General features: G+C 68.4%; 9 protein-coding genes. 6 read left to right on the top strand and 3 right to left on the bottom strand.

All coding sequences use genetic code 11. The annotated features are described in order from the left end of the window. Positions 1-99 precede the first annotated feature (99 nt). Together ahcY and AAC071_RS11920 are read left to right on the top strand one after the other, a co-directional pair. The gene (ahcY, locus tag AAC071_RS11925) at positions 100-1,518 is read left to right on the top strand and encodes an adenosylhomocysteinase (protein WP_339832810.1); all 1,419 of its coding nucleotides are present in this window, start codon (positions 100-102) and stop codon (positions 1,516-1,518) included. 193 nt (positions 1,519-1,711) lie between these two features. Next, entirely contained in the window at positions 1,712-4,249 is a 2,538-nt protein-coding gene (locus AAC071_RS11920) for a PAS-domain containing protein (protein ID WP_339832809.1), read from the top strand. 96 nt (positions 4,250-4,345) lie between these two features. Here the strand turns inward: AAC071_RS11920 and AAC071_RS11915 are convergent, their stop codons facing one another. Next, positions 4,346-4,876: a superoxide dismutase family protein gene (locus tag AAC071_RS11915; RefSeq protein WP_339832808.1), complete on the bottom strand. Its 531-nt coding sequence runs from the start codon at positions 4,874-4,876 to the stop codon at positions 4,346-4,348. Between the two features lie 196 nt (positions 4,877-5,072). On the opposite strand from AAC071_RS11915, the gene AAC071_RS11910 reads away from it, so the two are divergent. The 3 genes from AAC071_RS11910 (at position 5,073) to AAC071_RS11900 (ending at position 9,005) form a co-directional block, all read left to right on the top strand. Further along, positions 5,073-5,540 (top strand): (2Fe-2S)-binding protein, encoded by a 468-nt coding sequence (locus AAC071_RS11910; protein WP_339832806.1) that lies wholly within the window; start codon positions 5,073-5,075, stop codon positions 5,538-5,540. A gap of 11 nt (positions 5,541-5,551) precedes the next feature. Next, entirely contained in the window at positions 5,552-7,795 is a 2,244-nt protein-coding gene (locus tag AAC071_RS11905) for a molybdopterin cofactor-binding domain-containing protein (RefSeq protein ID WP_339832805.1), read from the top strand. A 187-nt stretch (positions 7,796-7,982) separates the two neighbouring features. Then, positions 7,983-9,005 (top strand): aldehyde reductase, encoded by a 1,023-nt coding sequence (locus AAC071_RS11900; protein WP_339832804.1) that lies wholly within the window; start codon positions 7,983-7,985, stop codon positions 9,003-9,005. 6 nt (positions 9,006-9,011) lie between these two features. On the opposite strand, the gene AAC071_RS11895 is transcribed toward AAC071_RS11900, so the two are convergent. Together AAC071_RS11895 and AAC071_RS11890 are read right to left on the bottom strand one after the other, a co-directional pair. Beyond that, positions 9,012-9,713 (bottom strand): hypothetical protein, encoded by a 702-nt coding sequence (locus AAC071_RS11895; RefSeq protein ID WP_339832802.1) that lies wholly within the window; start codon positions 9,711-9,713, stop codon positions 9,012-9,014. Then, positions 9,710-11,260: an FAD-dependent oxidoreductase gene (locus tag AAC071_RS11890; RefSeq protein WP_339832801.1), complete on the bottom strand. Its 1,551-nt coding sequence runs from the start codon at positions 11,258-11,260 to the stop codon at positions 9,710-9,712. Before AAC071_RS11890 ends, AAC071_RS11895 begins: the two co-directional genes overlap by 4 nt. A gap of 214 nt (positions 11,261-11,474) precedes the next feature. Here AAC071_RS11890 and AAC071_RS11885 point away from each other — a divergent pair, with 214 nt between their 5' ends. Beyond that, positions 11,475-11,912, top strand: coding sequence for a YqaA family protein (locus tag AAC071_RS11885; protein WP_339832800.1), 438 nt, complete (start codon positions 11,475-11,477; stop codon positions 11,910-11,912). Positions 11,913-12,022: the final 110 nt, after the last annotated feature.

Raw genomic sequence — 12,022 nt, 5'->3', positions numbered from 1 at the left:
ATAACCCCTCCGAACCGGCCGCCTCGCGGGCCGAGGCGCTGCATTGCGCCGCCCGCGCCGGCCGCCTGAAATCAAGCCCTTCCAAGGAGCCTCCGCCCCATGAGCCAAGCTGCCAAAGCCGATCCGCGCGATTTCGCGATCAAGGACATCAATCTCGCCGATTGGGGTCGCAAGGAAATCGACATCGCCGAAACGGAAATGCCGGGCCTGATGGCGACGCGCGAGGAATTCGGCGCGAAGAAGCCCTTGAAGGGCGCCCGCATCGCCGGCTCGCTCCACATGACGATCCAGACCGCCGTGCTGATCGAAACCCTGGCCGAACTCGGCGCCGACATCCGCTGGGCATCCTGCAACATCTATTCGACCCAGGATCATGCCGCGGCCGCAATCGCCGCGCGCGGCATCCCGGTCTTCGCCATCAAGGGCGAAAGTCTTGAAGACTACTGGGAATATACCCACCGCATCTTCGAATGGTCGGACGGCGGCACACCCAACATGATCCTCGATGATGGCGGCGATGCGACGCTGCTGATCCATCTGGGCAAGCGCGCCGAGGACGGCGACACGGCGTTCCTCGAAACGCCGGGCAATGAGGAAGAGGAAGTGCTTTTCGCCGCTATCAAGCGCCGCCTCAAGCACAAGCCGGGCTGGTACAATCAGGTCGCGAAAAGCGTGCGCGGCGTGACGGAGGAAACCACCACCGGCGTCCACCGCCTCTATGAAATGCAGAAGAAGGGCACGCTGCTCTGGCCGGCGATCAACGTCAATGACAGCGTGACCAAATCGAAGTTCGACAATCTCTATGGCTGCCGTGAGTCGCTGGTCGACGGCATCCGCCGCGCCACCGACGTCATGATGTCGGGCAAGGTCGGCGTCGTCGCCGGGTTCGGCGATGTCGGCAAGGGCTCGGCCGCATCGCTGCGCCAGGCCGGTTGCCGTGTGATTGTCACCGAAATCGATCCGATCTGCGCGCTGCAGGCCGCGATGGAAGGCTATGAAGTCACGACGATGGATGAGGCCGTGACGCGCGGCGACATCTTCGTCACGACGACCGGCAATATCGACGTCATCACCGTCGACCATATGCGGAACATGAAGCACCGCGCGATCGTCTGCAACATCGGCCATTTCGACAGCGAGATTCAGATCGGCGGCCTGCGCAACCTGAAATGGCACAACGTCAAGCCGCAGGTCGACGAAATCGAGTTCCAGGATGGCAAGCGCATCATCCTGCTGGCCGAAGGCCGTCTCGTGAATCTCGGTTGCGGCACCGGCCATCCGAGCTTCGTCATGTCGGCCTCCTTCACCAACCAGACGCTGGCTCAGATGGAACTCTGGACGAAGCCGGACAGCTACGAGAAGAAGGTCTATGTCCTGCCCAAGGCGCTGGACGAAAAGGTCGCCATGCTCCATCTCGAAAAGATCGGCGTGAAGCTCGAAAAGCTGAACGACAAGCAGGCCGCCTATATCGGCGTTGCGCAGTCCGGTCCGTTCAAGCCCGAGACCTACCGCTACTGACCGGCGGCGCATCGGCTGGCGAAATCGGGGCCCGGCGGAAACGCCGGGCCCTTTTTGTCGTTTTTCGCGACATGTCCGCCGATCGTGTAGTATGGGCGGCGCCCGCTGATTTGCGGGCGAAAGGGCTTGAGCTCTCCGGGGGGAGCCGGCAGGCGGAAAGTGTGGCATGAGGGCGCAGGATCGCCGGTCAGGAATGGGGAAGTTGGCCGCGGGCATCGGCGCCGCGCTGATCCCGTCTGCCGCGCCGGCGCAGGAAATCGTGCCGCGCGGCCTGCTCGACAGGCTGACCGCGATCGGTCTGCCGCCGGAGGCGGCCGTCGATCCGGGCATCGCCGCGGCCTATGCGGTGGCCGGTGGCATCGCCTTTGTTGGCGCACTCGCCGCCCTTGTCGGCCTGCGTGCAGCTCGGGCCGCACGTCGCGTTGCGCTGACGCGCGAGGCTGATGCCGGCGCCCTGGCCGCACGGCTCGACGCGGCCGAAGCGATCCTGGCTGCCGAGCCCGATGCCGTCTTCATCTGGACGCCCGAAAGCCTGCGCGCGGCACCCGGCACCTTCCAGGCACGCCCCCGTATTGTCGGTTCGACGGCGACGCTGGTTGATCCTTCCTCCGGCGATCTCGATTTCAACTATCTGCTGACAAGGCTCGAACCTGAAAATGCCGGCCGCCTCAATACGGCGGTCGAGCGGCTGCGCACGCGCGGCGCGCGCTTCTCGCTGCATGTGCAGTCGCTGGACGGCCGGACCTTCGAGGCCGAGGGCCGCCCGGCCGGCGCGCTGGCGGTGCTCTGGCTGCGCGATGTCTCGGGCGAACGCGCCGAAGTCTCGCGCCTGAAGGATCGCCTGCGCCATGCCGATACGGCACGCGCCCGTTTCGAGGAACAGTTGATGACGGCGCCGTTGCCCGCCTGGCGCCGCGACGGCGATGGCCGCCTGGCATGGGTCAATGCGGCCTATGCCGAGGCGGTCGATGCGGCCTCGCCGGAAGAGGCAGTGCTGAAGGGGCTCGAACTGCTGAACGACGAGACGCTTGCCGCGCTGCGCCGCGGGCTCTTCGACCGGCCCCGCGCCCGTGAGCGCAGCCGCGCCATCATGGCTGGCGAGCGCCGCACGCTCGACATCATCGAACAGCGAATGAGCGATGGCGTTGCCGGCATCGCCATCGACGTCTCGGCGCTGGACGCGGCCGAGGGTGAACTCCGCCGTCATATTGAAAGCCATGCCGCCACGCTCGACCGCGTCACCACGGCGGTCGCGATCTGCGGACCGGACAAGCGCCTTGCCTTCCGCAACCGCGCCTTCGAGGCGCTCTGGGGGCTCGAGGCGCAATGGCTCGATCAGGGTCCGTCGGATGGCGAGATTCTCGACGAGCTGCGCGCCCGCCGCCGCCTGCCCGAACAGGCCAATTTCCAGGCCTGGAAACAGGCCCGTATGGAACTCTACACATCGCCCGATCCGATTGAGGAATTCTGGCATCTGCCCGATGGCCGCACGATCAAGCTGATCGGCCAGGCCCACCCCTTCGGCGGCGTCGTCTATCTCTATGAGAACATCACCGAGCGGCTCAATCTCGAAAGCTCCTACAACACGCTGGCCAGCGTGCAGCGCGAGACGATCGATCATCTCTATGAAGGCGTCGCGGTGTTCGGCTCCGACGGCCGCTTGAAACTCTCGAACCCGGCCTGGGCGCGGATCTGGAATCTCGATCCGGCCGACCTCGAGGGCGAGCCACATGTCAACGACATCGCCGATCTCTGCCGCGGGCTTTATGCCAGCGAGGCCGACTGGGCCGCGATGAAGGCCGGCATTACCGAGATGTCGGGCACCCGGTCCCAGGCGACTGGCCGTCTTGAGCGCACCGATGGCGCGGTGATCGATTTCGCGCGCGTGCCGTTGCCCGATGGCGCGACGCTGCTGACCTATGTCGATGTCACCGATTCGACGCGCATGGAAAACGCGCTGCGCGAGCGCAACGACGCGCTCGAAACCGCCGACCGGCTGAAATCGGAATTCATCAGCCATGTCTCCTACCAGCTGCGCACGCCGCTGACCAACATTCTGGGCTTCGGTGAGATCCTCGAGACCGAAATGTTCGGTCAGCTCAATCCGCGCCAGCACGAATACATGCAGGGCATTCTCGAGAGTTCCGAGACACTGATCGATGTCGTCAACGACATTCTCGATCTCGCCGTCATCGAGGCGGGTGCCATGACGCTCGACCTCTCCGATGTCGAATTGTCGGAAGTGATCTATGCGACCGAGGAATTCGCCCAGCGCCCGGCGCAGAAGAACAGGGTCGTGCTGAAAATCGACTGCCCGCGGGACATCGGCATCGTCCGTGCCGACGAGAAGCGCATCAAGCAGATCATGATCAACCTGCTCTCCAATGCGCTGGCCTTTACCAGCCCCGGCGACACCATCACGCTGGGCGCGGCGCGCTTCGAGAATTCGGTCGAGCTCTGGGTCGCCGACACCGGCGACGGCATCAAGCCGGAATTCCAGTCCAATGTCTTCGACCGTTTCGAGACCCATGGGTCGGGCGACCGCCGCCGCGGCGCGGGCCTCGGCCTCAGCCTCGTGCGCTCCTTCATCGAACTGCATGGCGGCTGGGTGACGCTGGAATCGACGCCCGGCATTGGCACCCGCGTCGCCTGCCACCTGCCGGTGCGCGCCGCGCCGCCGGCCAGCCTCGCCCCGGCCGCTGGCGCGCCGACAAGGCTCGAAGTCGGCTGATCCTCTGAAAGATGGATCATTTCAGTCGAACATCTTGCAGGGCGCCGCTTCGCCGTCCGGGTCCTTGACCCGGAATTCGGCGCTGCGTTCAGCCTTCTATTCTGCGCGCTCGATCACCGCGCAGGCGACCCGCGCGCCCGCGCCGCCGATCGGCTGGCTTGTATGGTCGTCGGCAGCCTCGTGAATCACGATGGCCGCGCCGTCGGCGTCGAAAAGCGCGGCGCGCCCGCCCGCGCCGTCGAAGCTGACCAGCGCCGAAAACATCTCGGCCTTGCCGGTCCCGTCTGCATGCACATAGAGATTCGGCAGGTCGCCGAAATCGGGGCCGTCCGGATTGAGCAGCCCGTGCGGCGCCTTTTCGGCCTCCTCCGCATGGTTGAGATGTCCGCCGGAAGCCATGAACTTTTCGTCCGAACAATCGCCCACGGCATGGAAGTGGACGCCGTGCCAGCCGGGCGCGAGTCCCTCCGTCTCGATCCGCAGCAGCACGCCGCTCGGCCCTTCGCTGATCGCCGCCATGCCGGCGGCCCCGCCGTCATGGGTCTTGAAACTGGCGCTTGCCTGCGGTGCGGCCCAGGCGGGCAGGGCGGCGACGGCGGCAGCAAGGGCAAACAGGGCAAGGCGCATGGAATATCCTCCTGAAGGCAACGGATCTCCGGCAAACATAGGCTCTCCGCGCCGCCGCGCCCACCGCCGGCTTCACGAATCCGTGACCGGGGCCGCCAGGCGGCGATTGTCGCTGGCAACAGACTGACCGAAATGGTAAAAACGGTCAGTCGCGTCCCGAACACCCGCAATCCATCGAACTGCCGGAGAACCGCCCATGCCGATCACCCTCCGCGTCAATGGCGAGCCCCGCACGCTCGACATCGAACCCGAGATGCCGCTCCTCTGGGCCCTGCGCGACGAGCTGGGCCTGACCGGCACCAAATTCGGCTGCGGCATCGCCGCCTGCGGCGCCTGCACGGTCCAGGTCGACGGTGTCGCCACGCGCAGCTGCGTCACCCCGGTCGAGGCGGTCGACGGCGCGGAGATCACCACCATCGAGGGCCTTGCCGCCGTCTCCGGCGCCGCCGAGGGCATGCTGAGCGATCTTCAGCGGGCCTGGATCGAGGCCCAGGTGCCGCAATGCGGTTACTGCCAGTCCGGCATGCTGATGGCGGTCTCGGCGCTCATCGCCGAAAATCCTCAGCCCACGGATGAGGATATCGACGCGGCGATCACCAATATCTGCCGCTGCGGCACCTATCCGCGCATCCGCGCCGCCATCCGTTCCGTCACCGCCGCCTGAGGGAGAGCATCATGGCCATCGAACTGAAAAAGCCGACCCGCCGCCAGCTCCTCGTCGCCGGCGGCGTTGCCGGCGGCGGCCTGCTGCTGGGCTTCGCCTTTGCCGGTCCTTCGCGTCTGACCTCGGCCGCGCGCGCCGTCGCCACCGGCGACGAACGCCTGCTGACGACCTGGATCAAGCTTTCCCCCGACAACACGGTCACCATCTATGTGCCCCATTCCGACATGGGCCAGGGCATCCACACCGCGCTGCCGATGATGGCGGCCGAGGAAATGGAAGCCGACTGGCAGCTGGTGCGCATGGAACAGGCGCCGGCGGCGCGCGCCTTCGCCAATGACGGGCTGGCCCGCGGCTATCTCGCCGGCGACATCGCCATTCCCTCGGCGCTTCTCGGCGTCACCGATTTCTCGATGCTGAAGATCGCCGAATTCATGAACCTGCAGCTGACCGGCGGCTCGACCGCGGTGCGCTTCACCGGCCATTACGGCATGCGCGTCGCCGGCGCGGCGGCAAAGGAGATGCTGACGCGCGCCGCCGCGCGCCGCTGGGGTGTGCCGCAGGCCGAAGTCGTCGCCGAACTCAGCCATGTCCATCACCGCGCGAGCGGCCGCAGCGCCAGCTTCGGCGAACTGGCGGCCGAGGCGGCCGAATTGTCGCCGCCCCGCGCACCGAAGCTGAAGGCAAGAGCCGATTACCGCATCGTCGGCACCGCGCCGGCCCGCTTCGACATTCCGGCCAAGGTCGACGGCTCGGCGCAATATGGCATCGATGCCCGCGTGCCGGGCATGCTCTATGCGGCGATTCTTCATGCGCCGGTCTTCGGCGGCCGTCTCGAAAGCGTCGATGCCGCCCCGGCACTGGCCCGCCGCGGCGTCAGGCAGGTCGTCGAACTGCCCCATGCGGTTGCCGTCGTCGCCGACAGCTACTGGCGCGCCAAGCAGGCGCTGGCCGCGCTCGAACCGCGTTTCTCCGATGCCGGTCTCGGCGCGGTGACGTCGGAAACGATCTTCGTCGAACAGGAGAAGATCCTCGCTGCCGAGAAGGGCGACAAGGATGTTGAAACGGGCGATGCGCCGCGCGCGCTCGCCGCCGCCACGCGCGTCCTCGAAGCGACCTACCGCGTGCCCTATCTCGCCCATGCCTGCATGGAACCGATGAACTGCACCGCCAGGGTCGAGAATGGCAAGGCCGAGATCTGGACCGGCACCCAGGACGGGCTCGGCACCGCGGCCCGGGTTGCGAAACTGGCCGGCCTCGGCCTCGACGACGTCACCGTGCATCCGCTCTATATGGGCGGCGGTTTCGGCCGCCGCGGCACCGGCTCGCTCGACTATGTCGACGAGGCGGTGCTGATCGCGATGCAGGTCGGCGCGCCGGTCAAGCTGGTCTGGTCGCGCGAGGACGACATCCGCCAGGACAAGTACCGCCCGGCCATTGTCTCGACCTTCCGCGCCGCGCTCGACGACAAGGGCCTGCCGGTCGCCTGGGACAACCGCTACATCGGCAGGAACGAACCGGCCGAGGCCGCGCATATTCCCTATGCCGTGCCGCATCAGTCGATCCGCGTCGTCGACCGCACGTTCCATGTGCCCTTCGGTCCCTGGCGTTCGGTCGCGCATACGCAGCACACTTTCTTCACCGAAAGCTTCACCGACGAACTGGCGCATGAAGCGGGGCAGGACCCCTTCGCCTATCGCCGCGCGCTGCTGCAGCACCAGCCGCGTCATCTGGCAGTGCTGGAACGGGCCGCCGAAATGGCCGGCTGGGGCCGGCCGCTGCCGGCCGGCCGCGCCCGCGGCATCGCCATCCAGCAGAGCTTCGGTTCGATCGCGGCCGAGGTCGCCGAGATCTCGATCGACGCCGAAGGCCGCGTGCGCGTGCACCGCGTCACCGCCGCCGTCGATTGCGGCGAGGTGATCCATCCCGACACCGCCCGCCAGCAGGTCGAGAGCGCCATCATCTACGGCCTCACCGCCGCACTTTACGGCGAGATCGCGATCGAGGGCGGCGCCGTGGCGCAGTCGAACTTCACCGACTACGAAATGCTGACACTGGCCGAGACGCCGGCGATCGAGGTGCATTTCATCGAAAGCGGCGCGGCCCTGGGCGGTCTCGGCGAACCCGGCACGCCGCCGATCGCCGCCGCCGTCGCCAACGCGGTCTTCGCACTCACCGACACCCGCATCCGCCAGCTCCCGCTGAAGAACCACAAGCTCTCGCCCGCCGCCGGCCAGTTCGCTCAGGCGGCGGATTAGCCGGCGCGCAACGATCCTTTCCCTCTCCCCATTGGGGAGAGGGAGGGAGCGAGCGTCAGCTCGCGGAAGGGTGAGGGGGTGAGGCGCAGTTTGCGCCAGCAAACGAAAAGGTCCGGTGGACCTTTTCGAGCGCCGAACGCCCGGAGCACAAGCGAAGGGCGGGGGCGCCGACTCGAAGGAAGAAAAAATGTCCACCATCCTCGTCACCGGCGGCTCGGGCTTCATCGCCGCCCATTCCATCCTCCAGCTTCTGGGCCAGGGCCACGCGGTCCGCACCACGGTCCGCAATCTGGCCCGCGAGCCGGAAGTCCGCGCCATGCTGAAGGCGGGCGGCGCCGCCGATCCGGGCCCGCGCCTTTCCTTCTTCGCCGCCGACCTGACAGCCGACAAGGGCTGGGCCGAGGCCGCTGAGGGCTGCGATTATGCGCTCCATGTCGCCTCGCCCTTTCCGGCCGGCCTGCCGAAGGACGAGAACGAACTGATCGTGCCCGCCCGCGACGGCGCGCTGCGGGTGCTGCGCGCCGCGCGCGACGCCGGCGTCAAGCGCGTCGTGATGACCTCCTCCTTCGCCGCCATCGGCTATGGCCACCCCGTCCGCAAGCAGCCCTTCGACGAAACCGACTGGACAAATCTCGACGGCGACGATCTCTCGCCCTACACGAAATCGAAAACCATCGCCGAACGCGCCGCCTGGGATTTCATCGCCCGCGAAGGCGGCGCCCTCGAACTGTCGGTGGTCAATCCGGTCGGCGTGCTCGGGCCCGTCCTCGGCCCCGACTTCTCGACCTCGATCCAGATCGTCAAGGGCCTGATCGACGGTTCGGTGCCCGCCATGCCGAAACTCTCCTTCGGCCTGGTCGATGTGCGCGATGTCGCCGATCTCCACATCCGCGCGATGACGGATCCGGCCGCAAAGGGCGAACGTTTCCTCGCCATCGCCGGCGACTATGTCTGGATGCGCGATATCGCGAAACTTCTGAAAGCGCGCTTGGGCAAGGCGGCGGCCAGGGTGCCGACGCGCCAATTGCCCAACTGGCTGGTCTTCATCGCCGCCATGCGGATGCCCGAGCTGAAACTGGTGCTGCCCGAACTCGGCAAGGAAAAACACGCCACCGGCGAAAAGGCGATCCGCCTGCTCGGCTGGCAGCCGCGGAGCTGGGAACAATCCGCCGTCGACACCGCCGAAAGCCTCGCCCGTCTCGACGCCTGACCCGGTCTAACCGCGCTGGCGATGCAGCGCCCGGTCGATCGTCGCCGCGCCGGCATCGATATCGGCGCTGACCCCGGCCTTGCCGAAGGGCAGCCGGCCGGCGAGATCCGCCAGCGTCGCGGCCGGGTCGCGCATCAACGCCGCGTGGCGGATGCGCAGCGCGCCCTCTGTCGCCACCAGCCGGTCGAGTTCGTCCATGTAGAAGCGGTGGAGTGCCGCGAGCCGCCCCGGCGTCTCGGGCCCGTGCAGATAGCCCGAGGCCCGGATCGATTGCGCCACTTCACCCGCCGCCCGTTCGATCGTCACGAATGTCGTTTCGCAGCCCGCCGCCGTGAGCGCCTGCCGGTAGAGCGGCCACAGCGCCACCAGCCGCGGATCCTTGATGCCGGCAAGCGCCGCGTCGAAATCGCGTGCGAGGATCGCCTCGATCCGCGCCCGCAGCGGCGCCATCGCCGCCGCGTCGAGCCAGCCCGCCGGCAGCGGCCGCCCCGACGACCAGTCCAGGCCGAAATGCGCCAGCGCCTGCTGGTTGAGCCGCGACAATTCGAAATGCTCGAAATTGCCTCTGGGGTTCTGCCGGTCGGGCGGCTTCAGCCCGCGCCCGAAATCGATCCCCATCGCCGCCAGCGCGCCGCTCAGCGCCGAGGTGCCCGAACGCGCGATCCCGAGCACCAGCACCGCCTGCCGCGGCGTCGAGGCCGAACTCATCGCCCGGCCCCGTCGCGCTTGAGACGGTCGGCCAGATGCAGCGCCAGCTGCGCGATCAGGCTGGTCGTCATCGCCGTGCCGCTGCGCGGGATCGCCGAGCCGCCGCAGACATGCAGATTGCCGACGCCATGCACGCGCAGATTTTCGTCGACCACGCTGCGCGCCGGGTCGGTGCCGATCACGGTCCCGCCCATCGGATGCGCGTTGCGCCCGAAATCGGCCCCCGCCGCATCGGCGATTTCCTGGTGATCGACCGCGCGGCCGAACCCGTCACCCGGCGCCAGCGCCGCCAGGCTTGCACAGGCCGCGATCATCTGGCGTTTTTCGGCTTCGCCGATCTGCCAGCGGAATTGCGCCGCGCCGAGGCCGAACGGCCCGGCCGGCGCCCCCAGCGATACCTCCGCCTCCCAGCGCGGCGGCTGTTCCATGTAATGGCGCAGCCCGTAGATCGCCGGCGCACAGGACCAGCCGACGCGTTTGGCGGCGGCCATGAAGCGCGGATTGTGATGGCGCGGAATGCGCCGCCAGCGCCCGGCCCGCGCCACGGTCTCGCGCGTCAGCAGCGGCGCGTCATGGATCGCCGGTTCGAGAAACAGGCAATGGCCGAGCCCTTCGTCGGGCGCCGCGATGGTGGCCGGCGGCACCAGCCCGGAGAAATGCGGCCGCGGGCTTTCGCCGATCCCGTCCCGCGTCACCGGCAGCAGATAGCGATGCAGCCGCTTGCGCGGGCCCCCGGGCAGCAGGAAACCGTGCAGTGACAGCAGATGCGCATGCAGGAAGCGCCCCAGCGCCGGCAGCCGCCGCCGCGCCGCCGCGCTGTCGGGCCCGAACGAGCGCAGCAGCAGCGGCGCATTCTCGGTCCCGGCGGCGACCACGAATGTCCGGGCACGGACGGTCGAGCGCGCCCCGGCAAGATTGGCGAAATGGAGTGCCGTCGCCTCGCCGTCGGCAATCGCGATCTCGAGCGCGGTTGCATGCAGCACCAGCCGCACCGGGCTGTCGGCGCGGGCAAGCCGCCCGGCCAGCCGCGCCGCCGCGTCGGCCGCACCGCGCAGATAGAGCTTCTCGCGCCACGCCCCGCCCGCCGCATCGCCATCGCCGCGCCCCGGCATCGGCCGCAGCGCCGCGGTCTCGTCGAGGCTGAAATCGCCGAAGCCCCGGAAGCCCGAAAGATAATCGGCCGCGCGCGCCGCCAGCCCGTTGAGTTGCGCCAGCGCGGAAGGCCAGCAGGGCCCGCCGGCTTCGGCCGGCGCGGCAAGATCGGCCGCGTCGATCAGCGCGCAATTGGCGCCCCAGTCGCTGAACGACCCGCCGAGCTGGCGCCGCGCCCCGGCCAGCTGGAAGGGCGGCCGCGTCACCGCGCGCCCGGTCATCAGCGCGGCGGTGGCCGGCGCCGGGCCCGGCCCGCCCGATTCCAGCACCAGGATGTCGCGCCCGGTCTGCGCCAGTTCATGCGCGACGATCAGCCCGGCTGCGCCGGCGCCGATGATGCAGATATCGGCCGCAAGCTCCGTCCCGGCCGGAAAGCCATTGGCGTCGATCAGCATGCGCCGCGGCGCCGCGCCATGGCGGCCGGTGTCGAAAGGCTCACGCGAATTGTCCCGTTGTCGCTATGCTCCGGCCGCGCGGATGCTTCGGCCGGCACCGAGCGTCGGGCAAATCCGCCGCCTTGGCAAGAACGGGCCTGCACGCCCGCTGCCTTTCCCTTTGGCCCGCCGCGCTCTATGAGAGAGCCGCCCCTCGCCCCGCCGGATGCCCCGCATGACCGGACTGTCTGCCTATGCCGCCCTCTTCGCGGCCGCCTTCATCGCCGCGACGCTGCTGCCCGCGCAGTCGGAAGCGGTGCTGGTCGGCCTGCTGGTCGCCGGCGATCATCCGGTCCTGGCGCTGGTCCTCGTCGCCGGCATCGGCAATGTGCTGGGCGCGACGGTCAACTATGTGCTCGGCCGCGCGGCGCTCGGCTTTCAGGACCGGCGCTGGTTCCCGGCCGGCCCCGCCGCGCTCGCTCGCGCTTCCCGCTGGTATGCGCGTTACGGCCGCTGGTCGCTGCTGCTGAGCTGGGCCCCCGTCATCGGCGACCCGCTCACCGTCGCCGCCGGCCTCCTGCGCGAACCGCTCTGGAGCTTCCTCCTCCTCGTCGCGCTGGCCAAGTTCGGCCGCTACACGCTCCTCGCGGCCGTCACGCTGCAGCTGATCTAGGCGCGACCGCGTCCCGATGCTTCGTCGCCCACGCCTCCCTTCCCACCCTCCCCTCTGTATGGACCGGGGACATGGTTGACACCTGTTCGGGGACATAGGTTACACCTCCG

It is taken from the genome of uncultured Parvibaculum sp., from assembly GCF_963975745.1.
Classification (GTDB): Bacteria; Pseudomonadota; Alphaproteobacteria; order Parvibaculales; family Parvibaculaceae; genus Parvibaculum.
The sequence above is the reverse complement of the archived record's forward strand: the minus strand, read 5'-3'. Positions and strand labels throughout refer to the sequence as shown.